The sequence below is a fragment of the Bacillus cereus genome, assembly GCF_025917685.1.
Classification (GTDB): domain Bacteria; phylum Bacillota; class Bacilli; order Bacillales; family Bacillaceae_G; genus Bacillus_A; species Bacillus_A cereus_AT.
Genome location: NZ_CP089518.1, coordinates 3759650 through 3784695 on the forward strand (window position 1 = coordinate 3759650; position 25046 = coordinate 3784695).

Here is a 25046-nt window from a genome sequence, read left to right on the forward strand (position 1 = left end):
TTTAATTCCCGAAGTAAATTCTAACTTTTGAACCCTCTTTTACTTTAGCTCCTGCTTCTGGTGATTGTTTAATTACTTTCCCACCATCACCACTTATATCAAGCTTCAAGTCTACAAGTTGCGTTTGTAAATCTTTCTTTTTCATACCAATTAAATTCGGAACTTCCACAGTTGGTGTATCGCCCCATTTATATTCTTTCTCAACTTGCTCTTTTCTCGGTTCCACTCCCATTACAGGAAGTGCGTCACGAAGAATATTCCCAACAATAGGTGCTGCTACAACTCCACCAAATTGAGTGACTCCTTTTGGGTTATCCACAGCTACATAAACAACAATTTGCGGATCGTCGGCTGGAGCAAAACCGATAAATGATACAATATAGTTATTATCTAAATATTTTCCGTCTTTTACCTTTTGAGCAGTTCCAGTTTTTCCACCTACACGATATCCATCAATATAAGCTCCTTTACCAGAACCTTTCGCTACAACATTCTCTAATGCGTAACGAACTTTCTCTGAAGTTTCCTTGGAAATAACTTCCCTTTTCGCAACAGGTGTCTTTTTGCTGACAACTTGATTATTCTTCGGATCAATAAATTCTTTCGCTATATATGGCTGATACAAAGTTCCACCATTTACAGCGGCCGCTACAGCTGCTACTTGTTGAATCGGTGTAACAGAAACACCTTGCCCAAATGAAGTCGTCGCTTGCTCGACTGGACCAACTTTATCTAAATTAAATAAAATCCCGCTACCTTCACCTTGTAAATCAATTCCGGTCTTCTGTCCAAACCCAAAATTGCGAATGTATTTAAACAATCGATCTTTACCAAGACGATCACCGAGTTCAATAAATCCTGGGTTACAAGAGTTTTGAACTACCTCTAAAAACGTTTGGCTACCATGGCCTCCAGCTTTCCAACATCGCAATCTAGCTCCACCAACTTCAGCTGCCCCATCATCATAAAACGTATCTTTCTCTAAGTCTACTAAATTTTCATTCAAGGCTGCAGCTAATGTAATAATCTTAAATGTTGACCCTGGCTCATACGTACTCCATACAGGTAAGTTTCTGTTATATACTTCCGGAGAAACACTTTGAAAATCTGCTGGATCAAAACTTGGCCGACTTGACATACCTAAAATTTCACCATTTTTCGGATTCATTGCAATTGCTATCATACCGTCGGGATTATACGTCGATTCTGCAATATTCATTTCTCTTTCCATAATCCTCGTAATGCGGGCATCAATTGTTAACCCTAAATTCAAGCCGGCTTCTGGTTTTTTGAAATCATCTCCAACGTTAGGCATTCTCTGTCCTTTCGCATCTGCAAAAAATCGCACATGACCTTTATCGCCATTTAACTCTTTATCATAATATTTCTCTAGTCCCATAAGCCCTTGATTATCACTGCCCGCAAATCCTAATACGTGTGATAAAAAATTACCGAATGGATAGTACCGGATAGAATCCTCAGCGATATACACACCCTTTAAACTTAATCCGCGTACTTCTTTCGCTTTGTCATGCGATATTTTCCTTCCGCCTTTATCAAGCCTTACAATCGACTCTTTTTTTGTAATCCGCGTATAAATATCATCTTTTTCCACACCTAATACTGCAGCTAACTTCTCTGCAGTCTCTGCTGGTTTTTCAATTTGCCTCGGCACAACAAAGACGGTCGGTGCACTTTTATTCGTAGCAAGCTCCACACCATTTCGATCTAAAATCTTCCCTCGCTCTGGTTCAAAAGTAATATTACGACTCCATGAATCCTTCGCACGATCTGTTAACATATTTCCAAGAAAAAATTGCACATATCCAAGACGAATATCGATGATGGTGAAAATGAGTATACCCGATATAAGTATAAAAATAAGTCGTTTCCTAACTGTTACATTTGATACACGCATATTGGAACAAGCCTCCCTTACGCCTAGCTTGTTCCAATATATGCTTGTACTTATTTAATTAGAACTTCTTCCCTATTACCATTATGGCTTTTCCGCTTCTTGCTGTGGCTCAAGTGGTGGTACGAGTGTTACACCTAGTTCTGTACCAGGTTGCAACAATGTTCCTTCCGCCACACTTTGTTCCGTTACATATCCTGTACCAGAAGGTTTTAAGTTAAGCTTTAATGTTTTTGCTAAATTCATAACATCACGCAGTGCCCATCCCTGTATATTTGGCATTGTAGGCTTATCTCCTACTAAGAAGACTCGATCACCTTTTAATGTTTGTTCAGTTGCTTTTGGCACTTGCTGCTGTACTTTCCCTTCACCTAATACAATTGGACGAAGTTTTGCTTTATCAATTGCTTTTTTCGCTTCATCCATCGTTTTTCCTGTTACATCAGGAACGACAGTTTGTTGCTCTTTCACATATTTCTTCGGATCCTTTACTTCATTTGGCTTAATCTTTAAATACTCTAAACTATTTTTCGTTACATATTTAAAGATATCAGCTAAAGGTTTAGCCCCGTTTTCATCATCTTTTAATTTCGGCTGTTTAACGGCCACATACACAACAAGTTGTGGATCGTCCATCGGTGCCATACCTAAGAATGAGAATATATAATTCTCTCTTCCTGTCATATAGCCACCTTTCCCGTCAGGAATTTGTGCTGTACCTGTTTTACCACCGACTGAATAGCCATCAATTTTATATGCAGTCCCTGTTCCTTTCGGTGATGTAACAACACGTTCTAGTAATTGTCTTACTTGCGCGGCTGTCTCTTTGGTAACAGGTTTTCCTACTTCTTCTGGTTTATGCTCTAACTGTACTTTACCTGTTATTGGATCCACAATTTTATCAACTGTATAAGGTTTCATCATTTTACCATCATTTGCAATCGCTGTTGCAGCTTGTACAAGTTGAATTGGTGTAACTGTAGAACCTTGTCCAAATGCCGTTGTTACTTGTTGTATTTGTTGATCAAATAAAATTGTATTTGACCCTTCACCAGATAAATCAATGTTTGTTTTCTCATCTAATCCAAAACTGTGAATATATTTTCGAAAACGCTCTGCACCAAGTTTTTGATCCCCTAAAATTGCGAACGCTACGTTTGAAGATCGCTCTACCCCTTCATCAAAAGTAATAGAACCCCATCCAGCGCCGCCGTTATGATCTTTTATTTTGCGATTACCAACTTGATATGTACCAGACTGATAAAAATCTTGCCCATTGTATACACCTTCATTAATGGCCGCCGCTAATGTGAAAATCTTCATTGTTGATCCCGGTTCAAACGCATTTGCAATGGCGTCGTTGAAGAAATATTTAATTTGACGATCATTAGGGTCATAACTAGGTTTACTAGACATCGCTAATATTTTCCCTGTCTTCGGATCCGCAACAATCCCTATTAAATTTTCTGGTTCATAATGTTTACTCGCTTCTTTCATTGCGTCTTCTAAATAACTTTGAATACGTTGATCAAGCGTTAAATACACATTATCTCCATTTTTAGGTGCCTTTACATTCACTTTCCCACCGTCAAGAGATACTCCTTTACGGTCACCTGTATAAGCTACCTCACCATTAGAAGCACCTAAATATTTATCCAAACTCTTTTCTAAGCCAAATTGACCGACTGAGATTCCATTTTCATCAGGTTTCGCATGACCTATGACGTAAGATGCGAAATCACCGTTTGGATAAACTCTCGCATTTTCGGTAATAAAAGATATTCCCGGCAATTTCAATGCTTCTATTTGTTCTTTCTTTTCTTTCGTCAAGTCCTTACCCAATGTTCCAAATTCCACTTGACTTTTGCCTTCTTTATTTAAAGTAGCTAAAATTTTATCTTCATCTTTTCCGAGTACTCCTGCAATTTTCTTTGCAGTATCCTCTTTATCCTTAACGGCGTTGGCTCCTTTTAACTCGGCTACAAGTTTATAAGAATTTGCATCTTGCGCTAGGACATGACCATTTTGATCATAAATGGTTCCTCGATTCGCTTCGAGAACTCCCTTTTTACTATGTTTCTGCTCAGCAAGTTTCTTTAAATCATGATTGTCCACTGTTCCTGTTACTTGTATGTAAAAAAATCGGGCTAATAACAGCAAAAAGAGCAGGAGGAAAAATATCATAAAATAACCTGCTCCCTTATTGGTATGAAATTTGGTCATATTTCTCTTCATCTTTTCTTCACACCTATTTGCCTTACTTTAGGCCTTTCACGTTATTCGCATTAATTTCTAGCCCGTGTTTTTTTGCAACTTCAGCGATACGCTCATAACGACTTAACTTCTCTACTTCAGCCTGCAATTCTTGATTTTCCTTTTGTTTTTTCACAATTTGTTCTTCTATTGTCGCTGCTTCTACATTCACTTGATAAAGACCCGCTTTATTCCCAATAAAAGCTACACAAGCATATAATAAAAACCCAATAAACGTTACATACAATAGCTTTTCAATTCTTGTAATTTTCGCTTTAACTTTTGGCTTAACCATCTGCTGTGGCGGCGTTTGAATTGTTACCTCTTCTTGCGCCTGTTGTTTATACTTTACAGCTAAATTAGTCATACCTCTCTCTCCTTTTTATCGTTTTTCAGCGATTCTCAACTTCGCAGAACGCGCTCGATTATTTTCTTCTAATTCAATGTCAGAAGGTAAAATCGGTTTTCTTGTAATAAGCTTTAATTTCGGTTTAAATTCATCCGGAATAATAGGTAGTCCCGGTGGTAATTGTGGCGTTGTGCTATTTCGCTTAAACGTCGTTTTACAAATACGATCTTCTAAGGAATGGAACGTTATAACACTAACTCTTCCACCAGGCTTGACCATATCAATTGCAGACTCCAATGCCTCTTCAAATACTTTTAATTCATCATTTACAGCAATACGAATCGCCTGGAATACTCGCTTCGCAGGATGTCCACCTGTTCTACGTGCCGGAGCTGGAATACCTTCTTTAATTAATTCTACTAATTCTCCTGTCGTTTCAATAGCCTTATTCTCGCGATACGCTTCAATTTTCCTTACTATTTGCTTTGAAAATTTTTCTTCGCCGTATTGGAAGAAAATTCTTACGAGTTGTTCATATGACCAGCTGTTTACAACATCATATGCTGTTAATGGGGCATCTTGATCCATCCGCATATCTAACGGTGCATCATGATGATAACTAAAGCCACGCTCTGGTGTATCTAATTGTGGGGATGAAACACCTAAATCGAATAAAATCCCGTCTACTTCTGTGATACCTAATTCATGTAGTTTTTCAGATAAATAACGGAAGTTGCTCTTCACTGTTATAAATTGTTCACCATAAGAAGAAAATTTTTCCTTTGCATTTTGAATCGCTATTTCATCTTGATCAAATGCTATTAATTTTCCACCATCTGTTAGCTGGGATAATAAATAAGAACTATGTCCTCCTCCACCCAGTGTACAATCTACATATGTACCACTCGGCTTTATATCTAAGCCATCTACTGTTTCTTTCAAAAGTACTGTTACGTGTTTGAACATTGCTGCACCTACTCTTTTTCCAATTAATTATGTTAAATACATTTCTCACTCTACAAACATTATTTACTACTAGAGGATGAAATGCTAATAAAGAACGACTCATTTAACTTCCAACAAGGTAGCCTGCTATACAAATCGCTATTTTATTTTATTATATACTAAATTTTATCATTTTTTGCGGGAATTTAAACAAAAACCTGTCGAAAAAGATATTAATCCGTTTACATTTTGTGCTATTTTGTTATATATATAAACCTGGTACATAGCGATTCATTACACCAATATAAGATAGATAATTCAGAAATAATTCACTTCACAGTTAATTCAACGGAATAAAAATAAAATCCTGCTCAAAAGAGCAAGATTCTATAGTTTTATTACATGATGTTTTCCGTCCCACAAAAATGATTGTTCCATTACCTGGTCCACAAAATCAAGACCGAATTGATTTAAATAATAACAAACATTCCACACACGTTCTTGTGGTGCTCCTAATGGACGAAGCGCAAATTGCACCCGTCGGAATTTATTTAGTTGAACCTCATGCTTCTTCTCAACATTTCTTTTCAACATTTTTTCTAACAGTTCAATTTGTTCATTAATTTTCAGTTCATTTTTCCCTGCAAACTCATTTAATCCTGGATCTATTTTTTTCACGAATAGTTGTAATGATGTATGAATATCCATTATTTCTTTTTTCGCTTCTAGAAATCGTTCGTCTATCGGTTCCTCTATTTGATTAGAAAGCCAATTGTCACGCAAATTATCTACTTTATTTAGAAATGGATCAATTTCTTGCAAATCTAAATCGTATAAATCTGTCGCTATATCTCGCTCCATATAAGTAATCGTAAGCCGAGGAACGACAGGTGGCATTTGGAAACCGACAGTATGAAACACTTGTTGCAATTCACTCCAATAAGCCAACTCCCCCGGACCACCAATAAACGCTAACGTAGGAAACACATACTCTTGCATAAGAGGACGCGTTACAACATTATTACTAAAACGTTCTGGACTTCTTTCCATCTCTTCCATCAATTCTTCATACGAAAATGAATGCACTCCATCTTTCCCAATAAACTTCCCCTGATTCTCTTCAAGTAATACTCGCTCATTATCAATTTCCATAAATATATGTACTGCATTTGCCTTCGTTTCAATAATCGGTTTAAATCCTAATTCCTTAATTACTTCCTGTTGATTATGAAGGCCTACTTGAATTTCTTTATATTTACTTATTATTTGTTGTAAAAACGGTACTTCTAATTTTCTTAATGCAGGGTGATGGGAATCTACAAGAATTAAACCAGAATTTACGAACATTTTTGTAATAAGGTGCGCAAAGAAATCTACATATGTATGCGATTTATCTAAAGCATCCTCAACAAATTGTAATACATCCTTTGTAAAGTTCGTTTCCGGATATGTTTTAAAAATCTCTTCAATCCATTTTCTACAGTCTTCAATAGAAAGCTCTGACTCAGAAGCACTCGCTTTTTTCGGATGGCGATCATGAAAAATGGTCTTTTTTATTTTTTTATTTTTCGTTACAAATGTATGATTAATTTCATCCATATCATGATCTTCACCAGCAATCCAAAAGACCGGAACAACTCGAATCCCTAAGCTCTCTTCTTTTTCTTTTGCAAGCTGTAAAATCGAAATGACTTTATGCACTGTATAAAGTGGTCCAGTTAACAATCCAGCTTGTTGTCCAGCTATAACTACATATGTATTTTCATCTTCAAGCGCTTTTATATTTTGAATTGTAGATTCTCCCGCTTGCAATTGTGTATTATATTCTAATAAATGCGTTACTAAATCTTGACGGAAAAACTCTCTCTCACGTAAATCATGTAAACGCTGTTTAAAAGCATCTTCTGTTAACAAATAGTCAAAACATGACTCTATCTCTTTTTTACCGTTCACATAGTCCGCTACAACACCTTGTAGTGGAACAGAGATTTCTTTTATCTCCATATAATTCTTCCTTTCGTATCCTGTTCTCTCACCAACCCACATTGTAGTCAATGTTTCCCGTAAAAGCAAAGAAAAACACTTATAATTCCATCCCTTTTATTGCATCATACAAAAATTGAAGTGTCGGAACGGATTGGTGTCGTCCCTTCGCTTCTTCTAATACGTATCCGACAATCGCATTAATTTCCGTTTGTCTATTCTCTCTTACATCCGCTAACATAGATGATGTATTACGAGCTGTTTTTTCACATACTTGGCATACCATTTTCCATACCATTCTTTTGTCCTCTTCTTTAATAAGAAATGCGACTTCCTGAAATACTTGCTCCATCATTTGATAAAAAAACGGATTTGAAATTAACTCTCCGTTCTCAACCCGTAATAATGCGGTCAGTGGATTAATACATACATTCACCACTAATTTATTACACATAATCCCATTCCAATCATCTTCTACTTGAATTGGAAAATAATGAGAATAAAAATGATTCAACACCTTTTCAAAACCATTAGATTGACCACGCACTACACCAAACTTTGTAACACCTATTCCAGTATGATAAACTGTATGTTTCCCTTCTTTTTTCGCACCATGCTCCACGATCCCAACCGCTATACGTTCATTCCCTAATTTTTGCATAATGTGAAGGTGAGACATTCCATTTTGCAAAAAGATTAATGACGATTCAGCCTGCACAAAAGGTAATATGTCAGTTATATGATACTGCTTTACAGCAATAAATGTATAATCCAACTTCTCATCTCGCATACTTTCTATCGGTAACACAGTTGGAAATACCGTTTCACTTTCCCCATTTCTAATACAAGTTACACCTGTTACATTCAATTCCTCAGCCTGCTTAGCCGTCCTTGTAAACAACGTAACATCTTGATTGTTTTTTTGTAAATAAAATGTATATAGGAGACCAATAGCCCCTGGTCCAACAATTCCAATTTTCATCCTCACACAAGGAACTTATATTAAACAAGTGATGTAAGTTCCCTTGCTCTTCCCCCTTTACAGCTTATTAAATTATCTTTTAACAAATGCAACCTCTTCTTTCACTATGTATATACTACTTATATACATAGTTCTACTCTTAGTTTAGCAAATCCTCAAAAAAATAATGAAAGAAATATTCTATCTTCTTCATAAAAATTAAAAAATGAGTTATAATATTATTATAAATATTTTAATTTTTCTGCATTCAACAAGATATGAAAAGGATGTGATGTAATGGGATTCCCAAAAGTTGAGCGCTTGCTCATCAATTATAAAACATTAGATGAATTTAAAAAGTTTAAAGGTTGCGGAGCTCAAGAGCTATCCATGTTGGAAGAATTAGAAGCAAACATTATTGAAAATGATAGCGAATCTCCATTTTACGGTATTTATTACGGAGGATCGCTAATCGCACGTATGAGTCTATACATGAAAAGGAACGGCGGAGAACCATTTGAAATTACAGGACCTTACCTAGAACTTTATAAACTTGAAGTGTTACCGACTTTTCAAAAACAAGGATTCGGACAAATACTTGTTAACTATGCGAAGCAACTGAAATTCCCAATTAAAACGATAGCACGTATCCATTCAGCTGGTTTTTGGGATAAATTAAGTTTCCAACCAGTATCAGTAACTGATGGCGATTTTTATATTTGGCTTCCAGAAACAAATATGAATGCGGTTACAAATGGAGAATCTGCATAAGAAATAAAAAAAAACAGCTGCGTAACAGCTGTTTTTTTATTTCTTTACCTTCTCTAATTTCCCATTCGAGCAAGCACCATTTCTTTCCGCTACCATTACACTTCTTTTTTGATCGATATAATCAAGTAATGTTCTATATTCTTCCTCATATACTGATAATCGCTCCAGAAGACGTTCTCGCTCTGTTTGTAACGATTCAATTTGTTGTTGCAACACCATTAAAGAGTTTTCATCTTTATAATTTCGTAAGAAATCAATAACATCATTCAACGTAATAGATTTCGGCTCTAATACCTTTGTCTCTTTCACTTCATAATTTTCTACCTTACGAAGTTGCTTTGCTTCTTCAATACGTTCTTTATACTGCTTTCTAACGTAAGAATTCCACCTAAATCCACAAGCTGCAGGTGTACGAGACAAATGTCTCCCCACTTCTTTAAAAGCAGACAGTTGGGTCCCACCTTCACGAATATGCCGGAGTACTACTTCTGCCAGAAGCAAATCTTCATCATCAGTCCAAGCATCTTGTCTTGTTGTCGCCATCTCTCTAGTCCTCCCTATGCATTTTTTATTAAGCATATGCAGTTACTAGAAAAGATAGAATACAACAAATAAAGAATAAGACAAAAAAAATAAACGCAGAAGATATCTTCTACGTTTATTTCCCCGCAATTACTTGCTGATTACTTCTTTACCTTTGTAAGTACCGCATGCTTTACATACACGGTGAGCTAATTTCGCTTCACCACAGCTTGGGCACTCTACCATACCAGGTACTGATAATTTGAAATGCGTACGACGCTTTCTTTTTACTGTTTTAGAAGTTCTTCTAAAAGGTACAGCCATTCTTCCCACCTCCTTAAAAGAAATAGTTATTTTCATATGAAGGCCTAAACCAGTCTTCCGATTATTTGTCAAAAAACTTTGCAAGTCCTGCTAATCTTGGATCAACAGTCTTTTCTTTGTTTTCTTCCGAAATCACTTGCCAGTCTTGACCTTGCATCGGTGCTCCACCAGAAACATCATCACTGAAAATTTGCATTGGAATCTCCAAAAGTATATTTTCCTTGATTACGGGCAGTAAGTCAAGTACTTCTCCTTCTAAACAATGAATTTCAGCTTCTGTTTCAAATTCTTCTTCTGAAGTTTGGAACACCTCAGTTGTTTTAATGTCAAATGGTAATGTCACATCTACTAAAGAGCGAGAACATGGTAAAACCATGCTTCCAGTTATATGTAGATGAAACGTAAACTTACCGGAGCCAAAATCAACTCTTCCTGTTACATGAACGGGATTAATTTCACGAATATCTTTCTCGACCTCTTTTAGCTCACTTACATCTACCATTTCATTCAATGTCAATCCTTTATTTCTCAATTTATTCAATTGATGGATGGACCATTTCATATCATATCACCTCAAGGCAACAAACAAAATTATAGCTAGCCATTTTATATTTGTCAATGTTTTTTCTTTACACTATAATGAAGTCATCATAGGAAATAATATATAGATTATCACGTTTTCCAAAAAGATGCTACATCGAAAGGAGAGATTACCATAAAAGCCAGTGGTATTGTTGTTGAATATAACCCTTTTCATAACGGTCATGCTTATCATGTGCAACAAACAAAAAAGTTAACACAGTCTGATATTATTATCGCCGTTATGAGTGGTCCTTTTTTGCAGCGCGGTGAGCCAGCACTCATCTCCAAATGGTATCGTACTAAAATGGCCTTAACAAACGGCGTAGACCTTATTGTAGAGCTTCCGTATGCATTTGCAACACAAAAGGCTGAAACATTCGCAAATGGCGCAATTTCCATTTTAAACGCCCTTCGTGTTTCTGAAATTTGTTTCGGTAGTGAAGATGGGCAAACTGAAAATTTTTATAATACCATTTCTGTACAAAAAAATGAAGAAGAGACTTTTAATCGTCTTGTAAAACAATTTATGAACGAGGGAAATAGTTACGCAAAAGCAACATCTGAAGCCTTTCTACACATTTTACCATCCGAAAAAAACATCGATATGTCACAACCGAATAACATTTTAGGCTTCCAATACATAAAAGCGATTCTCTCACAAAATAGTTCTATGCAATCACAAACTATAAAAAGATTTGCCTCTCATTATCATGATGAAACGTTTAATGACCAACATATTGCAAGTGCAACGAGTATTCGTAAACAACTTTTTAGCGAGAATGGTTCATTTACAGCAATTGAGCCTTTTATCCCGAAAGCAACCGCTTCTCTTTTAGCAAATTATAAACAAAACTACGGGTTATTACATAATTGGGAACAATACTTTTCATTTTTTAAATACAAACTCATGACGATGTCTCCAGAGGACTTACGACATATATATGAAATAGAAGAAGGTTTAGAGCATCGTATTTTATCAAAAATACAGGACAGTTCATCTTTCTATTCATTCATGGAAGCATTAAAAACAAAACGTTATACATGGACTAGATTACAAAGAGCTTGTACACATATTTTAACTAATACAACAAAAGAAGAAATACATAAAGCAAATATAGAACAGCATGCACCGTATATTCGTCTACTTGGCATGTCACAAAAAGGACAAACTTACCTTTCAAAAAACAAGAAAAAAATAGAGCTTCCAATCCTTACCCATACAAAAACATTTGACCATCCTACTTTAGATATAGAGCGAAAAGCAAATTCTGTATATTTCTCCATAATACAAGAACCATTACGGACACAACTACTAAAACAAGACGTAACACACCATCCAATTCGTTACAATGAAACAACTACAACATTTCTATAAGAAAAACCTCTCTATTTCAGAGAGGTTTATTTTTTCTTACCCATTTTTTCCAAATACATTAACGCATCATCCAGTGTATCCACCGGTACAATTTTCATCTTTGTTTTAATATCTTTCGCAGCCTCAAGAGCGTCTTTATAATTCGATTTCTCCGCACCCTTTTCATTTGGCGCAAAGAACACTTCAGCTCCCGCATCACTAGCAGCTACTACTTTTTGCTGAATACCACCAATGGGACCAATTTCTCCTTTTTCATTGATTGTACCTGTTCCAGCTATTTCATGTCCGTTTGTTAAATCTTCTTCAACGAGCTGATTATAAATTTCTAAGGTAAACATTAAACCCGCTGATGGCCCCCCTATTTCATGGGAATCAATTTTCACTTTCGGATCTACCACTAACTCTCTTTCTGTAACGATAGAGACACCTATTCCAACGCGGCCATTTCCATTAGGAATTGTCTTTACATTTAAATTTTCTTTAAACTGTTTTCCGCCTCTCTTGTATTCAATATTTACTGTATCTCCCTCTTTTTTCCCTGTCATATACTCAATAAATTGTTCCGTCTTTTCGAATGTTTTTCCGTCGACAGCTATGATAATATCTCCAAGCTTAAGTTTCCCTTCTGACGGCATTCCCTTTGCCACACCAGCAACTAGTACCCCTTTATTTTCAAAAGATACGGAACGATTTGCACGTTTATATGCATTATAAATTGCGGCGTTTTGTGAATCTTTCATTGCATAATTTTGACGAAATTGATATTCTTCATCACTCTCACCTTTTTGCAATATTTCTTCCGCCTTCGAAACGTGTGTATATTTATTAAATTGCGCGGCTATTAAATTCACAACATTTGCAGGCCCCATTGAGACTGTGACAAGCATAAAATCACCCGACTCTTTAGTTCCCCCATCAACTTGCACGTACGGCGCTAATTTCGCGGCCATACCTGGTTTTGTCACAAAGTATGGCAAACGCACATAAACAAGTAGCATCGCCAATATAACCCCTATTAAAATTGCATATATAAACCGAAAACGCTTAAACATTATGTTTCTCCTTCCACTGCTCAATTAGTAAATAAATGTTTGAAATATGTTTTTCTGCTTCCACTTCTCCGACCCTAATAATGTCTTCAATATGTGTAAAAGCACGCGAACTAAATTGTTCTACTGCTGGCTGCATCATTAAATCTGATGCTATTTGCCGATTCATCACAAGTTCATGTTGCATGATTTCAATACTCTGCATAATTACATCATAAATCGATGTAATCTCTCCATTCACCTTAATTGGAGATACATCAACAGCAATAACAATATCAGCCCCTAAATCTTTTACAACTGATACGGGAATACGGTCAATTACCCCTCCATCCACTAATAAGCGGCCATCTATTTTCTCTGGAACAAACACCCCTGGCACAGATATACTAGCTCGAACCGCCTCCGCAATCGGACCGCTTGTAAAAACAACTTTTTCCCCCTTCAAAATGTCAGTAGCCACAACAGCCGTCGGGATATCTAACTCTTCTAAATTTTTATTATATGTAAACATTTTAATCATATCTTTGATACGTTTTCCAGCAATAAATCCCATTTTAGGAACTGTCAAATCCAAATAATATTTCCTTTTAAAAACAGCGGCCAATCTATACAGCCTTTCAACGTCACAACTCGCTGCATAAAATGTACCAATTAATGCTCCTATACTACTACCTGCTACCATATGAATAGGGATGCCAGCTTCCCTTAACACTTTTATTACCCCTATATGAGCAAAACCTTTTGCACCTCCGGATCCAAGTGCTAAACCGATTTTTGGTTCCTTCATTTTTCTCACCCTTTAATTTTTTTCATTCCTTTTTCATACTTATGGTCTAAATTCACCACATATCCACGTATACTGAAATGAACGTTTTTGGGACAAAGGGGGATTTTCTTACATGTACGAAAAATGGAAAACTGCTTTTCTTACCATATCAATGCTGTTTTTAACCTTTTCTCTTGTACTCCACCCCCAAGCTGCTTTGCAAGCTTCAATTCGAGGGTTAAATATATGGTGGGAAGTTGTATTCCCTTCACTACTACCGTTTTTCATCATTGCGGAACTTCTAATCAGTATTGGTATTGTAAAATTTATCGGCGTTATATTAGAACCACTAATGCGTCCATTGTTTCGTGTTCCAGGGGTAGGCGGGTTTGTTTGGGCAATGGGAATGGCTTCAGGATTCCCCGCTGGCGCCAAATTAAGTGCTAGACTACGCAAGAGCAATCAACTAACACAAATTGAAGCGGAACGACTCGTATCTTTCACAAATTCTTCTAATCCGCTTTTTATTTTCGGAGCGGTTTCTATTGGTTTTTTCAATAATCCGAAATTAGGGCTCGTATTAGCAGCAGCACATTATATAAGTAACTTTACCGTCGGGTTACTGATGCGCTTTTATGGTAGTAACGATACTTACATAAAAGAAAAACATACGAATCAAAAACGTGCCTTTCAAAATCCTTTTTCCATTCTCCACCAAACACGTATGCAAGAAAAAAGGCCAATCGGAAAACTACTTGGTGACGCTATCGTTTCTTCTATTCAAACACTGCTCATGATTGGTGGGTTTATTATTTTATTCTCTGTTTTAAATAAAATGATTATTGTTTTCGAAATTACAGAAGCGCTTTCTTTTATTATGCAACATATTTTATCATTCTTCCAACTTACTTCCCAATTTAATATTCCGATATTATCCGGTATTTTTGAAATGACGCTTGGAAGCCAAATGATTAGCCAAATAAATGAAACAACACTTCTTCAACAAGCGATGGTAACAAGCTTCATTTTAGCATTTAGCGGTCTTTCTATTCAGGCACAAGTAGCAAGCATATTAGCGGAGACAGATATCCGTTTTAAACCATATTTTTTAGCTCGAATTATCCAAAGTATTATCGCTCCTATTTTCACTTTTATATTTTGGGAACCATTTTATGAAAAAGTTCATTCTGTCTCGCCTACACAAGAAGATATTCCCGTATTTTTATTGAATCATTCTTTTACACTAAATGATATTTGGATAGCATTTATACACTACGGACCAATCTTCACCTTATTTTGTTTATATTTATATGTTATCTTATTGTTTTTACGTATTTATAAAGAAAAACCCCGTTCACTTTAACGGGGTTTGAAACTTTTCTTTTAAAGCTCGCTCTACAATCGGAGGAACAAGGTCTACTACACTTCCTCCATATCTCGCAACTTCTTTCACAATACTTGAACTTAAAAATGAATATTGATTGTTTGTCATAATAAAAAAGGTTTCTATATTTTCATCTAATTTTCGATTCATTGAAGTAATTTGCATCTCATATTCAAAATCAGAAACCGCTCGCAAACCACGTAATATTGCATTTGCATTACGCATTTTTGCATATTCCACCAATAATCCACTATGTGAATCAACCTTTACATTCGGAATATCCTTTGTCGCCTCTCGAATTAACTCTAAGCGTTCTTCTACCGAAAAGAATGGTTTTTTTGATGAATTATTTAAAACAACTACATATACTTCATCAAATACTTTTGCTCCCCTTTTAATAATATCCAAATGTCCAAGGGTAATTGGATCAAAACTCCCTGAAGAAATAGCTATACTTGTCATTCCGTCCCCTCACCTTCATACTTATAAATCGAAATTGCTGTAATCCCATAGTTTTCTGCTCGTACTTTTACAAGTTCTCCTATAGAGTCAGGTAAAACCACGTCATCCCCATGCTCCGCCATAATGATTCCATCTTTATTTAACAATCCATGTTGGTCCATCACACTAACTAAAGACACAATTTTTTGAGCTTTATATGGAGGGTCTATTAGTATAAGATCGAATGATATTTCACGCTTTATAAGCGCCTTTACCGCACGTTCCGCATCATTTCGGTACACTTCAGCTTGTTCTTGTAGTCTACAGCTTTCTAAATTTTGATGAATGACTTTTATCGCCTTACTATCTCGGTCAACAAAAATCGCTTTATCAATCCCTCTACTTATGGCCTCAATTCCAAGACCACCGCTACCACCAAATAAATCAAGAGCGATACCACCATCATAATAAGGACCTATCATATTAAAAATAGATTCTTTCACTTTATCTGTCGTTGGACGCGTTGTATTGCCAGGTACCGCTTTAAGTGGGTGCCCTTTACATTTTCCTGAAACTACTCTCATCTGTTGTCACTACCTTTATTTCAATCTATAGAGCGATTACAGCAAATTCATTTCAATTCGGTAACCGCTACCAATTCATACTATTTCATACATTTTTCATTAATCTGTCGTTCGACTAATTGAAAACCTCAGTTAAAATAACTGCTCACTACTTCTTCCAAATTCATTTCACTATTTGCAAGCAACAGCCCTCTATGTATATCAGTTCACTTTACCTTTTTTATCCTATCATAAAATAAAAAAAAGAAAAATAAAAAGCCTAACATAAATTTTAATTTCATTATGTATATCTTCATTTAGATTGGACATAAATAAATATAACAACATCACCTTCGATGTTGTTGCCAACCGCGGAGAAGACTTACGTTTCCCCATAAGTTCTTCCTCCGGTTTCTCCTCTCCCTTTGCCTTCTTGCTAGTTCATACTAGTATAAGAAGGGCCCTGCATTGCAGGGTTTTTTTCTTTGTCTACTTTTCATTTAAAAAGTGAGATGGTACAGTAAAAGAAAGAGGAGGAAAAAATATGATTCAACGCTTTATAGAACTCGGAGAAGGCTACTCTGATTTATATGAATTACTTGAAATTGCCAAAGCAAACAAAGAACGTATAACACATATGTTACAATTTGAAACTGTAAAAAACGAAAAAAAAGTGTGTTCACTTGTTGTAATACTAAAACCTACAACTACTGGTGATTTCCAGCCATTATACATATGTCGTGAAGGCATTCCTGTACTTGAAAATAAAAAAAGCAAACGTGTTATTTTATTTGAAGAAATGGCAGAACAATTAGGGAAAAAGGTTACTACCTTTACTGTAAAACCGTCGACAACTTTCCCTGAAAAAGAACTATTTTTTAATCATCTAATTGGTATTTTACGAATGAACAATTTCATTCCTCCAATGAAGTAACACGTTATTTTAAGTGAAAAATCCCCCGCTAAATTTAGCAGGGGATTTTTTTATTAGCTATAATCGTATTCCTTTGCCCGATCAGGACGTGAATTTTCGAATTCCGTTTTTAAAAATGGGCGATACGACTGTTCTACTTTTTTTACAAAAGGAAGTTTATTCAATTTTTGCATCATATGCTCAATTTGTTCCATATCACAATATACAACCGCATATTTCAATCGTTTTGATATGTAATGAATGTTACCATATTTCCTTAAAATCTTGGCATGTTTCAATGAATGTAAATAAACAATCATACTTTGTCGTTGCCCGAACATAATCTTCTCCATCTTCTCCTTTTAAAAACTTATATTCTTGTATTTTATGAAAACCAATCAGAAATTTATGACATTAAAGGACAAACTCTGTATACGTTTTCTTCTATATTCTAAAAAACAGGGTAAATTACCCCGTTTTTTTACAACCACAACCGCCCCCGGTACCACAACCACCGCCACAGCCACCCGCATCAAAAAACGGATTTCCTGTTGGAACTTTAACGGAAGGAGATACCTCAGAACCAATTGCTACACTAACTTCATCTAATAACTTTTGTAAAGCAGTTTCTGCTCTTTTAAAGGCTGCAACCTTATCATGCATATCTACAGAACGCTTTAATTCCCTCATTTTCGTCGAAACGAAAGTATAATCAGGATGATATTTACCAAAGCGTTGCACTTCTTCATATCGCTCTTTCATCGCTGTAAATTGCTGAATTAGCGTCTGGACTTCTATATCTTCTTGTAAATCCTTATAATACTTACGATAATCTTCTGCTATATCTGAACAGATAATCGCTTTTGCAAGCTGCTCTGCCTTATCTAAAATCAATACGCTTTCCAGCGTCGCTACAATCATGAGAGACACCTCCGAGTATTCATCATAACACATTTAGAACAGAACTACTAATTGAAGTGTCTCACCTAAAAGAAAGATATGATTCTAACTACTTTTCATACAATCCCCTTACACTCTTTATACACTAATATGCTCCGCAATATTATATTTAAGAACATCCCATTTCCCGCTATTCTCTTTCACATAGCTAATACATGCGTTTTTTAACGGCGTTTTAAATGTAATTTCATCTGGTGCAATTGCGTGTAAAATAGCTTTTATTGCATGTGAATGTGCAACAATGATAATACGTTTATCTCCATGTGCTGCTGCAACCTCTTGTAAAGCCGTAAAACAGCGCTCTACAATTTCTTCATCCTGCTCCATTCCTTCTACATTACCATCTGCAATTAACTCTCTAACGGCCGCAACTGGTTTCCCAGAAGCTTCCCCAAAATTACGTTCCATAAATCGCTCATCTAATAAAATAGATGGTAATCCAATAGCCCCAGCAATTTCCTTAGCTGTTTCTTGCGCTCTAATTAACGGGCTACTTATAAGGACATCCCACGATTCCGCTTGCAAGGCAGCTGCGCTTTGACTCGCTTGCTTTTTCCCAACTTCGTTAAGCGGAATATCTTCGCGTCCTTGAATAATCTCTTGAAAATTCCAATCAGTTTGTCCATGTCGTACTAAACAAATTTCCGTCATGCTGCAACTCCTTTTTAAATAATCCGATTCTATTGTAACAAAAGTTTTGCATGACGGACATAGTTTTCACCTTCCAATTACGTCACATTTTGCTGCTTCATATACTGAAACATATCAATCATAATTGAAGCCACCGCTAATTGGTTTTGAAATTTTTCCACTTTATCCGGTATTGTTTTTTTGAAATGCTGCATAGCAGCTAACTCAAAGGCTTCTTTTTCTTCTGGATTACGCGTTAATTTCCGATACCAGTACGGCTGTTCCCGGATATAACGAGTTAAATCCTCATCAGCTTTTATAAACTCCATAATATCTGCTCTCATCCTCTTTCCTCCTAATCCTTTTGAAAGAAAAATGGATTATTTTCAGAAGTATTTTGTTCTTCTTGCGCGCGGTTTCCTTGAAATTGTTGTATAACTTGTTGCACACTACCAATCGCACTCGTTACATTTGCTAAATGTTGCTGCATTTGTTCTACGTCTAGCTTTTTAAAAAAAGAAAGCATTTGTCCCATCACATCAGCAGTTTTTTCTTCTTCAGTTTTTTCTTCTTCAGTTCTATCTTCTTTTTTCTCTTTATTTTTTTTCACTGAAGAAAAAGTAGGTGCTCCATCAGGTCTATACGCTGCCCATATTCGATCCTCTTCACCGAGTAAGTACCATTCTTCATAAAATTGCTGCCAAGTTTTTTGGCCACCTCTAACCTCATGAACCATTTTAGGGTGATGGTTTACAAATTCTTTAAACTGCTGAACCGATGGATGCAACGGCCCTTTTGTTGTCGGCATAATCCTCACCTCTTCATGTATATCTACTATATTGTAAGAAAAAAAAGGCGCATGGTTCGCCCATTTTTAGACGATTCATGCACCTTTTTATTTTCGAATAAAGTTTTGAGTATAAAACTTATCGTATACCCCAACACCTAATCCAGTGAATTGCTCATTTAATAAATTTTTTCTGTGACCTTCACTATTTAACCAGCCTTGTACCGCTGCAATTCCATCACTATGTTGCGCCGCTATATTCTCACCAGCAAGTTGAAAAGCTACTTGACCACGTTGCAAGCGATCTCCTAACGTACCAAAAGTAGGCGAGTCATGGGAAAAATAATTATTATCCTTCATATCTTTACTATGGCCAAATGCAACGTCTGCCGTTTGTTGATCCCATGTTAACAATGGTAATTCATGACGACTTCGAATAATATTTGTTAAATCTAGAATTTGCTGCATATTTCCATTTTCTACTTGCTTCACTTTTTCTGGAGTCAATGGTTGTTCCGCTATTAATTCTCCTGAATAAACAAGCTGATAGGGTCTTTGGCGTAATAAAGTTTCATCATCCATATAACGAACACCAACAAGCTCATGAGTAAAATGATCAAAGTATAATTGTGCCCATCCATCTTCTACAGGTATTAGTGGTTGTTCCATTACTTCTGTATCAGATAACTCAAATTGATAACTATTTTTCCCTCTTTTTAATGAAATCTCATGTGAAATCGGATTCTTTTTATATACTTCTTCATACTTTTCATTTATATGATAAGGTGTCACCTTAACTTGTTCACCAGCAACATACGCCGTTACAACTTTACGTTCAGCAACTCCAAATTGAACATACTGAGTTAAATCTTGATTATACACCCACCATTCATATCCATAAGCAGACGGCTCTATTCGAGACGGTTCGCCCCACTTTGCTAATAAATTCTCAGAGTCCCCACCAATCATATTTAAAACTGTGTCTGAGGTTTCTTCATTTATTTGCTTTTTCTTTTTCACAATTTTATTTTCTTGCTTAGAGTGAGATGGGGTTAATATATATTGCGAAACGAGTAATTTCCCGTATAAATCCACAGCTAAAATTAAAAATGTAATGATTACGATACGTAATACTTTTTTCAAATGATATACCTCCTGAACAAAACATAAAATTGAGATATACACAAATCCTTTTCTTTCCTTTTTTGTGTGTACCGTACTCTTTTCACTATATCATATTTTCACGAAAAAAGTCTGGATTATCCCTTTTCTCTCAATATGAATTGCACTTTCTTATTATTCATACTATTATAAAAATAATAACGTAACATTAAGGAGGAGGTATTTTATGCAATTTACAAATACGAAGTTTAATGATGCAGTCGTAGATTTAACTCTTTTAACTGAAATCATGGAAAACAACCATTTTGTACTCGCTGGACAGTGGGATTATGAACGCATTACATATGATTATAAATTTGAAATCTTAAAGGATGTTTATTATTTACGTGTACAAGGTTTTGCTGTTGAGGGTGACATCGGCGGTAGACACGCTCAAGTAAAACTATTACCCCCCTTATTAGGAAAACATTATTATCCTCATGGCGTTGAATATGGTGATGATGAGATTTTCCCAACGAATGTACTTCAAAAAAGCGAACAACTCCTACAAAATATTGAAAAAGAATTGAAAGAATTTCAGATTATTGAATAACAAAAAACGAGAGCATCAATAAGATGCACTCGTTTTTATTTTGTCTGCAAATAAGGCGGTAACTCTTGCAACTGCTCTTTATCCTTTTCACGCTCTCTACGTGCCCATTTAAAGAACACATAGCCGATAATCGTACCGTACACTATTTCCTGGACAATTTTCATAATGATACCGCCTGTTTGTTGGTCTTGTACTACTGGCATCCAATGTAAAAATTCTGGTCCGGTTATATTTAAATCTGATAAAGTACCCGCTGGTACACAAAGTTCCATCGCCTTCATCCAAGCGGCCGGATCCGTATATGTTGCAAATAATGGTGCAGTCGCAAAAATTATTAATGCACAAGCTGGTGTTAATAAAATACCATTAGCAAACATGTAACCAAGCTTCTTTATATCACTTAACGTTTGATATTCCGGCAATGGATTCAACATCGGCCACCACATCATTATTGCTGCAAAAAACAATATAGCAAGGCAAATAGGATGCGCTATTTGACTTTGTTTTACTGTATCAAAAACAACTGGCAAATGATAAAAGGAAAACAGACCGTTAAATACGAACAACGCAATAAGCGGTTTTGCAAAAAACTTTAGCACAATTTGAACGAACTTAAAAGAAGTAATATATTGATATAACCATACAGGTATACCTAGCAGTAATAACGGGGGAACTGCAATATACATTATTGCCATTTCGAACATATGCGCGCTAAATATAATATGACCAATTAAATCAATAGGTCCTCCCTTTACAAAATACAAGAGGACAATCCCAGTCGTAAAATAAAAAATTTGCTTCTTACTTACCTTCGTCGCATTTTCAAATCGCGTTCTATATGGTCCAATAATTAAAAAGTACCCAATAAGAATCGAAAGCATAAATAATAAAAAGATCGGACTCCATAGAGCTTGAAAACCAAATATCCACAAGTTACTCATTGTCACACCCACCTTCTTAAGGTTATCCTTTCACATAATGTGAAGAGGGAGCTGTGACAACACAAGCTCCCTTATTTTTCACTTTTCAAATCCACACGATCGTCATAAAAGCTAAAATTGTAATTAACCCTATTAACAGACCAGAATAAAGAAAGAAACTTGCTGCTTCATGTCCTTTATGACTCATATGCATAAAATAATACAATTGAAAAATTACTTGTACCACTGCTAATAGTAAAATAAACGGTACAGAGAAAGTCGGACTAAAAGTTTTCGGATATGCAACTGCTACAAATGCAACTAATGTTAAAAAAATCATTAATGTAAACGTAATAACTTGATGCTTCATCTCCTCCGCACTTTTTCTCTTCCGATAAACAAGATCAACTTTAGGATTATTCGTTTGCCTTATCGCCATTGTTTATCCCACCATTCCCATTAAATATACTACAGTGAAAATAAACACCCAAACTACGTCAATAAAGTGCCAATAAATTGATGCAACATAAAACTTTGGTGCGTTGTATAAATTTAAACCACGCTTCGCATTTCTAAAGATTAATGTCAAAATCCAACATAATCCAAACAACACGTGGAGCCCGTGTGTACCAACAAGAGCATAGAATGCAGAACCAAATGCACTACTTCTCATAGTATGCTTAAATTCATGCGTATAATGATAAAACTCATATATTTCAAACCCCAAAAATCCTAAGCCTAGCAGCACTGTTACAAGTAACCAAAGTTGCATTTTCTTAAAGTTGAAATTTTTCATATGATACATTGCATATACACTCGTTAAACTACTTGTTAACAAAAGCATCGTCATGATGAAAACGAGTGGCATTTGAAACATCTCTTGAGATGTTGGTCCGCCATTTGTAGAGTTCTTTAACGCTAAATATGTGCCGAATAAGGAAGCGAACAACACCGTTTCGCCTCCAAGAAATAACCAAAAACCGACAAACTTATTTTTCCCCTCAAGGGTTGCTTTTTCAGGCTCTGCTGGAAATGTTTCATTCGTTAATTTTTCATCTACATGCATTATGCCTTGCCCCCCTTATCCTCTAAATCTTCTTTATGAATATGATATCCATGATCATCGACTACTGAGCGAAGGAACATTGTGCCAAATGTAATGATTAAACCAATAATTGCTACTAACAACCAAAACTTATCTTTTCCACCCTGCATATACATCGCACCAAACGCGGCTATAAATAAACCTAAAGAAATGATAAACGGTGAAAACGAAGGGTTTGGCATATGAATATCACCAACTGGTTCCGCAGCTGTCATCTCTTTATTACCTTCACGTTTTTCAATCCAAAACGGATCTAATCCGCGAACAAATGGTAATTGTTTGAAATTGTATTCCGGTGTAGGTGCTGGCATTGTCCACTCTAATGTACGTGCATCCCATGGGTCACGACCAGCCTTCTCTTTTGACACTGTCGTTTTAATTACATTGAATAAAAGAACGATTGTGCCAAGAGCCATAAATACTGCTCCAATAGAACTAATCATATTCCCCATTTCTAATCCTTGTCCCTCTAGGTATGTGTAATAACGACGTGGCATACCAATTAATCCAAGGAAATGCTGAATAAAGAACGTTAAATGGAAACCGATAAAGAATAACCAAAATGTTATTTTTCCTAGCGTTTCATTTAATACCTTATTAAACATAAGTGGCCAATAATAATGTGCACCTGCAAGTAAACCAAATACAACACCGCCGACAATTACATAATGAAAATGTGCTACTACAAAATAATTATCATGAAATTGATAATCAGCTGGTGCAGATGCAAGCATAACGCCTGTAACTCCACCCATAACGAATGATGGAATAAAAGCTACCGCCCACATCATTGGTGTCGTAAACCTAATACTTCCACCCCACATTGTAAAGAGCCAGTTAAATATTTTAATACCTGTCGGAACTGCAATTGCCATTGTTGCAACTGAAAAGATAGCGTTCGCGACAGGACCAAGACCAACTGTAAACATATGATGCGCCCATACCATAAACCCTAAAAAACCGATTAATACAGTCGCGAACACCATCGATGAATAACCAAATAATCTTTTTTTCGAAAATGTGGCGAAGATTTCTGAGAATATTCCGAAAGCTGGGAGTATAAGAATGTATACTTCTGGGTGACCGAAGATCCAGAATAAATGCTCCCATATAATTGTATTCCCGCCCAATGCCGGATTAAAGAAACTTGTGCCAAATAAGCGATCTAGCATTAAAAGACCTAATCCTACAGTTAATGGAGGAAATGCGAATAATATAAGTGACGATGTTACAAATGTTGTCCATGTAAACATCGGCATGCGCATATAGGTCATTCCTGGCGCTCGCATATTAATAATTGTAACTAGGAAGTTAATACCTCCAATTAATGTACCAATACCTGATATTTGCAAGCCGAGTACATAAAAGTCAACACCATGCCCTTTTGAGGCTAAAGCTAAAGATGCATACGATGTCCAACCTGCATCAGGTGCTCCTCCTAAAAACCAACTTAAATTTAAAAATACTCCACCAAAGAAAAATAACCAGAATCCGAGTGAATTCAAAAACGGGAACGCCACATCACGTGCTCCAATTTGAAGTGGTACTGCGGCGTTCATAAATGCAAACACGAGTGGCATAGCTGCGAGGAAAATCATTGTTGTACCGTGCATCGTTAATACTTGATTATAAGCATCCCCAACAAGAAAAGCATTGTTAGGAATCGCTAACTGAAGGCGAATAAATAGCGCTTCTATTCCGCCTATTATAAAAAATACTCCACCTGCAATTAAATAGAGAATGGCAATCTTTTTATGGTCTACTGTCGTTAAATAATCCCATATGACAGCACCCACCCCCTGTTTTTTTGCTACAGAACTCACGTTTTCAACCT

At 36.0% G+C, this 25046-nt stretch carries 28 protein-coding genes; 5 read left to right on the plus strand and 23 right to left on the minus strand.

The annotated features are described in order from the left end of the window. Position 1: 1 nt before the first annotated feature. The 6 genes from LUS72_RS19390 to panE form a co-directional block, all read right to left on the minus strand. Entirely contained in the window at positions 2–1918 is a 1917-nt protein-coding gene (locus LUS72_RS19390) for a stage V sporulation protein D (protein WP_002121911.1), read from the minus strand. Between the two features lie 81 nt (positions 1919–1999). After that, complete coding sequence (locus LUS72_RS19395; protein ID WP_264448023.1) at positions 2000–4099, minus strand: penicillin-binding protein; 2100 nt, start codon at positions 4097–4099, stop codon at positions 2000–2002. A gap of 73 nt (positions 4100–4172) precedes the next feature. After that, on the minus strand, positions 4173–4535 hold the full coding sequence (gene ftsL / locus LUS72_RS19400; protein WP_097830906.1) for a cell division protein FtsL: 363 nt from the start codon (positions 4533–4535) through the stop codon (positions 4173–4175). Positions 4536–4550: 15 nt separating this feature from the next. Next, on the minus strand, positions 4551–5483 hold the full coding sequence (gene rsmH / locus LUS72_RS19405; RefSeq protein ID WP_097830905.1) for a 16S rRNA (cytosine(1402)-N(4))-methyltransferase RsmH: 933 nt from the start codon (positions 5481–5483) through the stop codon (positions 4551–4553). Positions 5484–5849: 366 nt separating this feature from the next. After that, complete coding sequence (gene bshC / locus LUS72_RS19410) at positions 5850–7466, minus strand: bacillithiol biosynthesis cysteine-adding enzyme BshC (RefSeq protein WP_097830904.1); 1617 nt, start codon at positions 7464–7466, stop codon at positions 5850–5852. Between the two features lie 79 nt (positions 7467–7545). Continuing rightward, entirely contained in the window at positions 7546–8433 is an 888-nt protein-coding gene (gene panE, locus LUS72_RS19415; RefSeq protein WP_264448026.1) for a 2-dehydropantoate 2-reductase, read from the minus strand. A 270-nt stretch (positions 8434–8703) separates the two neighbouring features. On the opposite strand from panE, the gene LUS72_RS19420 reads away from it, so the two are divergent. Next, the gene (locus LUS72_RS19420; RefSeq protein ID WP_097830902.1) at positions 8704–9177 is read left to right on the plus strand and encodes an N-acetyltransferase; all 474 of its coding nucleotides are present in this window, start codon (positions 8704–8706) and stop codon (positions 9175–9177) included. 36 nt (positions 9178–9213) lie between these two features. On the opposite strand, the gene LUS72_RS19425 is transcribed toward LUS72_RS19420, so the two are convergent. The 3 genes from LUS72_RS19425 to LUS72_RS19435 form a co-directional block, all read right to left on the minus strand. After that, a complete protein-coding gene (locus LUS72_RS19425; protein ID WP_097830901.1) occupies positions 9214–9720 on the minus strand; it encodes an RsfA family transcriptional regulator in 507 nt (168 codons plus the stop codon). Positions 9721–9849: 129 nt separating this feature from the next. Beyond that, positions 9850–10023 carry a 50S ribosomal protein L32 gene (rpmF, locus tag LUS72_RS19430; RefSeq protein ID WP_001984764.1) on the minus strand — a complete coding sequence of 58 codons (174 nt, stop codon included), beginning with the start codon at positions 10021–10023 and terminating at the stop codon, positions 9850–9852. A 61-nt stretch (positions 10024–10084) separates the two neighbouring features. Further along, positions 10085–10585, minus strand: coding sequence for a YceD family protein (locus LUS72_RS19435; RefSeq protein WP_000872151.1), 501 nt, complete (start codon positions 10583–10585; stop codon positions 10085–10087). A 213-nt stretch (positions 10586–10798) separates the two neighbouring features. Here LUS72_RS19435 and LUS72_RS19440 point away from each other — a divergent pair, with 213 nt between their 5' ends. Beyond that, complete coding sequence (locus tag LUS72_RS19440; protein WP_240523169.1) at positions 10799–11980, plus strand: nucleotidyltransferase; 1182 nt, start codon at positions 10799–10801, stop codon at positions 11978–11980. Between the two features lie 26 nt (positions 11981–12006). Here the strand turns inward: LUS72_RS19440 and LUS72_RS19445 are convergent, their stop codons facing one another. Beyond that, positions 12007–13032: a SepM family pheromone-processing serine protease gene (locus LUS72_RS19445; protein ID WP_097830899.1), complete on the minus strand. Its 1026-nt coding sequence runs from the start codon at positions 13030–13032 to the stop codon at positions 12007–12009. Then, positions 13025–13816, minus strand: a complete 792-nt coding sequence (locus LUS72_RS19450) for a patatin-like phospholipase family protein (protein ID WP_097830898.1) — start codon at positions 13814–13816, stop codon at positions 13025–13027. Before LUS72_RS19450 ends, LUS72_RS19445 begins: the two co-directional genes overlap by 8 nt. 112 nt (positions 13817–13928) lie before the next feature. On the opposite strand from LUS72_RS19450, the gene ylbJ reads away from it, so the two are divergent. Beyond that, on the plus strand, positions 13929–15158 hold the full coding sequence (ylbJ, locus tag LUS72_RS19455; RefSeq protein WP_097830897.1) for a sporulation integral membrane protein YlbJ: 1230 nt from the start codon (positions 13929–13931) through the stop codon (positions 15156–15158). On the opposite strand, the gene coaD is transcribed toward ylbJ, so the two are convergent. Beyond that, entirely contained in the window at positions 15150–15641 is a 492-nt protein-coding gene (gene coaD, locus LUS72_RS19460) for a pantetheine-phosphate adenylyltransferase (protein WP_000200601.1), read from the minus strand. The genes ylbJ and coaD overlap by 9 nt on opposite strands. Then, positions 15638–16204 (minus strand): 16S rRNA (guanine(966)-N(2))-methyltransferase RsmD, encoded by a 567-nt coding sequence (rsmD, locus tag LUS72_RS19465; protein WP_001266992.1) that lies wholly within the window; start codon positions 16202–16204, stop codon positions 15638–15640. The genes coaD and rsmD overlap by 4 nt, the downstream gene beginning before the upstream one ends. A 523-nt stretch (positions 16205–16727) precedes the next feature. Between rsmD and LUS72_RS19470 the strand changes: the two genes are divergently transcribed. Next, positions 16728–17117 carry a DUF7147 family protein gene (locus LUS72_RS19470; protein ID WP_097830896.1) on the plus strand — a complete coding sequence of 130 codons (390 nt, stop codon included), beginning with the start codon at positions 16728–16730 and terminating at the stop codon, positions 17115–17117. Between the two features lie 53 nt (positions 17118–17170). Here the strand turns inward: LUS72_RS19470 and LUS72_RS19475 are convergent, their stop codons facing one another. The 6 genes from LUS72_RS19475 to LUS72_RS19500 all read right to left on the minus strand — a co-directional run bounded on the left by LUS72_RS19475 (position 17171) and on the right by LUS72_RS19500 (position 20616). Further along, a complete protein-coding gene (locus tag LUS72_RS19475; protein WP_002088292.1) occupies positions 17171–17437 on the minus strand; it encodes a YlbG family protein in 267 nt (88 codons plus the stop codon). Between the two features lie 127 nt (positions 17438–17564). Then, positions 17565–18017, minus strand: a complete 453-nt coding sequence (locus LUS72_RS19480) for a YlbF/YmcA family competence regulator (protein ID WP_070144653.1) — start codon at positions 18015–18017, stop codon at positions 17565–17567. Between the two features lie 117 nt (positions 18018–18134). Continuing rightward, a complete protein-coding gene (locus tag LUS72_RS19485) occupies positions 18135–18707 on the minus strand; it encodes a histidine phosphatase family protein (protein WP_097830895.1) in 573 nt (190 codons plus the stop codon). Positions 18708–18784: 77 nt separating this feature from the next. After that, complete coding sequence (locus tag LUS72_RS19490) at positions 18785–19030, minus strand: YlbE-like family protein (RefSeq protein ID WP_097830894.1); 246 nt, start codon at positions 19028–19030, stop codon at positions 18785–18787. An 11-nt stretch (positions 19031–19041) separates the two neighbouring features. Continuing rightward, positions 19042–19494, minus strand: a complete 453-nt coding sequence (locus LUS72_RS19495; RefSeq protein ID WP_264448043.1) for a YlbD family protein — start codon at positions 19492–19494, stop codon at positions 19042–19044. A gap of 87 nt (positions 19495–19581) precedes the next feature. After that, a complete protein-coding gene (locus LUS72_RS19500) occupies positions 19582–20616 on the minus strand; it encodes a CAP domain-containing protein (RefSeq protein WP_264448045.1) in 1035 nt (344 codons plus the stop codon). A 205-nt stretch (positions 20617–20821) separates the two neighbouring features. Between LUS72_RS19500 and LUS72_RS19505 the strand changes: the two genes are divergently transcribed. After that, on the plus strand, positions 20822–21187 hold the full coding sequence (locus LUS72_RS19505) for a YugN family protein (RefSeq protein ID WP_097830891.1): 366 nt from the start codon (positions 20822–20824) through the stop codon (positions 21185–21187). Positions 21188–21222: 35 nt separating this feature from the next. Here LUS72_RS19505 and ctaG read toward each other — a convergent pair whose 3' ends face one another. The 4 genes from ctaG to ctaD all read right to left on the minus strand — a co-directional run bounded on the left by ctaG (position 21223) and on the right by ctaD (position 25035). Further along, positions 21223–22128 (minus strand): cytochrome c oxidase assembly factor CtaG, encoded by a 906-nt coding sequence (gene ctaG, locus LUS72_RS19510; RefSeq protein ID WP_097830890.1) that lies wholly within the window; start codon positions 22126–22128, stop codon positions 21223–21225. A gap of 85 nt (positions 22129–22213) precedes the next feature. Continuing rightward, positions 22214–22546: a cytochrome c oxidase subunit IVB gene (gene ctaF / locus LUS72_RS19515; protein ID WP_097830889.1), complete on the minus strand. Its 333-nt coding sequence runs from the start codon at positions 22544–22546 to the stop codon at positions 22214–22216. Positions 22547–22549: 3 nt separating this feature from the next. Then, the gene (gene ctaE / locus LUS72_RS19520) at positions 22550–23173 is read right to left on the minus strand and encodes a cytochrome c oxidase subunit III (protein ID WP_000557861.1); all 624 of its coding nucleotides are present in this window, start codon (positions 23171–23173) and stop codon (positions 22550–22552) included. Then, positions 23173–25035 (minus strand): cytochrome c oxidase subunit I, encoded by a 1863-nt coding sequence (gene ctaD, locus LUS72_RS19525; RefSeq protein WP_097830888.1) that lies wholly within the window; start codon positions 25033–25035, stop codon positions 23173–23175. Before ctaD ends, ctaE begins: the two co-directional genes overlap by 1 nt. Between the last annotated feature and the right edge of the window lie 11 nt (positions 25036–25046).

What these genes read in the sequence shown, in the direction of transcription:
- rpmF (WP_001984764.1), bottom strand. Translation starts at nt 10,023, where the DNA reads ATGGCTGTACCTTTTAGAAGAACTTCTAAAACAGTAAAAAGAAAGCGT.
- LUS72_RS19505 (WP_097830891.1), top strand. Translation starts at nt 20,822, where the DNA reads ATGCAATTTACAAATACGAAGTTTAATGATGCAGTCGTAGATTTAACT.
- LUS72_RS19495 (WP_264448043.1), bottom strand. Translation starts at nt 19,494, where the DNA reads ATGCCGACAACAAAAGGGCCGTTGCATCCATCGGTTCAGCAGTTTAAA.
- ctaG (WP_097830890.1), bottom strand. Translation starts at nt 22,128, where the DNA reads ATGAGTAACTTGTGGATATTTGGTTTTCAAGCTCTATGGAGTCCGATC.
- LUS72_RS19425 (WP_097830901.1), bottom strand. Translation starts at nt 9,720, where the DNA reads ATGGCGACAACAAGACAAGATGCTTGGACTGATGATGAAGATTTGCTT.
- LUS72_RS19450 (WP_097830898.1), bottom strand. Translation starts at nt 13,816, where the DNA reads ATGAAGGAACCAAAAATCGGTTTAGCACTTGGATCCGGAGGTGCAAAA.
- ylbJ (WP_097830897.1), top strand. Translation starts at nt 13,929, where the DNA reads ATGTACGAAAAATGGAAAACTGCTTTTCTTACCATATCAATGCTGTTT.
- LUS72_RS19485 (WP_097830895.1), bottom strand. Translation starts at nt 18,707, where the DNA reads ATGACGGAAATTTGTTTAGTACGACATGGACAAACTGATTGGAATTTT.
- LUS72_RS19390 (WP_002121911.1), bottom strand. Translation starts at nt 1,918, where the DNA reads ATGCGTGTATCAAATGTAACAGTTAGGAAACGACTTATTTTTATACTT.
- LUS72_RS19395 (WP_264448023.1), bottom strand. Translation starts at nt 4,099, where the DNA reads ATGATATTTTTCCTCCTGCTCTTTTTGCTGTTATTAGCCCGATTTTTT.
- LUS72_RS19435 (WP_000872151.1), bottom strand. Translation starts at nt 10,585, where the DNA reads ATGAAATGGTCCATCCATCAATTGAATAAATTGAGAAATAAAGGATTG.
- LUS72_RS19480 (WP_070144653.1), bottom strand. Translation starts at nt 18,017, where the DNA reads ATGATTGTAGCGACGCTGGAAAGCGTATTGATTTTAGATAAGGCAGAG.
- ctaF (WP_097830889.1), bottom strand. Translation starts at nt 22,546, where the DNA reads ATGGCGATAAGGCAAACGAATAATCCTAAAGTTGATCTTGTTTATCGG.
- LUS72_RS19490 (WP_097830894.1), bottom strand. Translation starts at nt 19,030, where the DNA reads ATGAGAGCAGATATTATGGAGTTTATAAAAGCTGATGAGGATTTAACT.
- LUS72_RS19470 (WP_097830896.1), top strand. Translation starts at nt 16,728, where the DNA reads ATGATTCAACGCTTTATAGAACTCGGAGAAGGCTACTCTGATTTATAT.
- coaD (WP_000200601.1), bottom strand. Translation starts at nt 15,641, where the DNA reads ATGACAAGTATAGCTATTTCTTCAGGGAGTTTTGATCCAATTACCCTT.
- LUS72_RS19445 (WP_097830899.1), bottom strand. Translation starts at nt 13,032, where the DNA reads ATGTTTAAGCGTTTTCGGTTTATATATGCAATTTTAATAGGGGTTATA.
- bshC (WP_097830904.1), bottom strand. Translation starts at nt 7,466, where the DNA reads ATGGAGATAAAAGAAATCTCTGTTCCACTACAAGGTGTTGTAGCGGAC.
- ctaE (WP_000557861.1), bottom strand. Translation starts at nt 23,173, where the DNA reads ATGCATGTAGATGAAAAATTAACGAATGAAACATTTCCAGCAGAGCCT.
- rsmD (WP_001266992.1), bottom strand. Translation starts at nt 16,204, where the DNA reads ATGAGAGTAGTTTCAGGAAAATGTAAAGGGCACCCACTTAAAGCGGTA.
- LUS72_RS19420 (WP_097830902.1), top strand. Translation starts at nt 8,704, where the DNA reads ATGGGATTCCCAAAAGTTGAGCGCTTGCTCATCAATTATAAAACATTA.
- rsmH (WP_097830905.1), bottom strand. Translation starts at nt 5,483, where the DNA reads ATGTTCAAACACGTAACAGTACTTTTGAAAGAAACAGTAGATGGCTTA.
- LUS72_RS19475 (WP_002088292.1), bottom strand. Translation starts at nt 17,437, where the DNA reads ATGTTCGGGCAACGACAAAGTATGATTGTTTATTTACATTCATTGAAA.
- ftsL (WP_097830906.1), bottom strand. Translation starts at nt 4,535, where the DNA reads ATGACTAATTTAGCTGTAAAGTATAAACAACAGGCGCAAGAAGAGGTA.